The following is a 1699-nucleotide window of genomic DNA, read 5'->3' as shown; positions in this document are numbered from 1 at the left end:
CGCCATTGGACACCATTTCCAACACGGCACGTCCTGCTGGCACATACAAAATCAATGCCCCAAAACCAAATTGAATGGCAAATGCCACGCCAACGGTGCGTTTGTTGATTGATTTTTTGTGTTTGGACAAAATAAAGGCAATTGCCAACAAAGCGACCATGCCCAACAAACTGTTTAAAATACCCATAACGGAAACTCCAAATCGTAAGAACCTGTGTTCATCATCTCAATAGCTTGCTTTTATCGCCACTTCATGCGCCTACTGCGTTGGCTTTTCATGCCAATATGTTCAATATTGGCATGAAAAGCCGTCTTGTATTCGCAAGAATTGACGATAAAATCAAGCCATCAATCTTACAAACACAGGTTCTAAAATCTCTTTTCTCAAATTAAATTTGATAAGTGGCATTTTATGCCAAAAAACGCAAAATCCGCTTTATCAAATCGGCAACAATGCTATACTGAAATGCGTTTTATTGCAATGTAGTGTTAAGTTATTTTCCATGCTTTTTGATTAAAATTAACATGATTTAATATTTGATTTTGTCTTTTGAAAGTAAATTTATGAAATTACAGAGTTATTTTTCTCATCAAGATGTTTTGGCTTTTCAGGCTGCCCACGCCAACCATTCAGATGATTTGATTGATTTGGCATTTTCTTTATTGGTCAATGGGATAGAGCAAGCAGTTGTGCCTGTTTCTCATTTTAAAGTGGGTGCGTGCGCGATTGATGAGCAGGGCAACTTCTATTTTGGTGCAAACCAAGAATGCAGCCACGCGGCAATGGGACAAACCGTCCATGCCGAACAAAGTGCGATTGCCCATGCTTGGGCGCGTGGCGCAAAACGCATTACCGATATTGTGGTCAATTACACGCCTTGCGGACATTGTCGCCAATTTTTGAATGAATTGCGCGGCGCGGAAGAGCTGCGTATCCACCTGCCCCACAGCCGCAACAATCTGTTGAGCCAATATTTGCCCGACAGCTTTGGTCCCAAAGATTTGGACATGACGGTGCGGTTTTTGGACGCGCAAAATCACGGTTTCAGCCTGCCTGAAAATGGGGCGCAAGATGATGCGGTTTTTCAGGCAGCCTTGCACGAATTGAACCGCAGCTACGCGCCTTATTCCCAAGCCTATGCGGGCGTGGCGTTGCGCGTTGAATCGGGCGAGATTTTTGCAGGCGGCTATGCCGAAAACGCGGCATACAACCCCACTTTGCCGCCTTTGCAAGTGGCGTTGAATTTTTTGCGATTGAGCGGCTACCACGAAAATCAGGTACAAGAGGCGGCTTTGATTTGCACAGAACACGGCGGACACATCGCCCACACACAGGCTTTATGGTCGGCATTGTCGCCCGTGCCATTGCGGATTTTGACCTTGAAATGATTGCGGTTACAATGCAGCCTGTTTTCATGTCTTTTCAGGCTGCCTGAAATTTCTCCCCTCCCTCGCTAGCGGGGGAGGGTTAGGGTGGGGGTGGCACGTTGGGTTTCTAACCCCCACCCCAGCCCTCCCCCTTACATAGGGGGAGGGAGTAGGTTTGTGGCAACATCAAAAATTGCTGCATACCGAAAGGCTGCCTGAAAAATGTTTTTTGATTAACCCACTTTATTTTAAAGGAAAATACACATGGCAACCCCACACATTTCCGCCCCTGCTGGCGCATTTGCCCAAACCGTTTTGATGCCTGGCGACC

3 protein-coding genes are annotated in these 1699 nt (G+C 46.2%); 2 read left to right on the top strand and 1 reads right to left on the bottom strand.

All coding sequences use genetic code 11. The annotated features are described in order from the left end of the window. Window positions 1-187 (bottom strand): Na+ dependent nucleoside transporter N-terminal domain-containing protein (locus Q4B82_RS09480; protein ID WP_303066213.1); only part of this gene is annotated, 187 nt, incomplete at its 3' end. Between the two features lie 377 nt (window positions 188-564). On the opposite strand from Q4B82_RS09480, the gene cdd reads away from it, so the two are divergent. Together cdd and Q4B82_RS09470 are read left to right on the top strand one after the other, a co-directional pair. Next, window positions 565-1389: a cytidine deaminase gene (gene cdd / locus Q4B82_RS09475; protein WP_303066212.1), complete on the top strand. Its 825-nt coding sequence runs from the start codon at window positions 565-567 to the stop codon at window positions 1387-1389. 154 nt (window positions 1390-1543) lie between these two features. Next, window positions 1544-1687: a hypothetical protein gene (locus tag Q4B82_RS09470; protein ID WP_303066211.1), complete on the top strand. Its 144-nt coding sequence runs from the start codon at window positions 1544-1546 to the stop codon at window positions 1685-1687. Window positions 1688-1699 lie beyond the last annotated feature (12 nt).

The sequence above is a fragment of the Alysiella sp. genome (assembly GCF_030525755.1).
Taxonomy (GTDB): Bacteria; Pseudomonadota; Gammaproteobacteria; order Burkholderiales; family Neisseriaceae; genus Simonsiella.
Note: the sequence above shows the minus strand (reverse complement) of the source record. Positions and strands in the feature narration are given on the sequence as shown.

What these genes read in the sequence shown, in the direction of transcription:
- cdd (WP_303066212.1), top strand. Translation starts at nt 565, where the DNA reads ATGAAATTACAGAGTTATTTTTCTCATCAAGATGTTTTGGCTTTTCAG.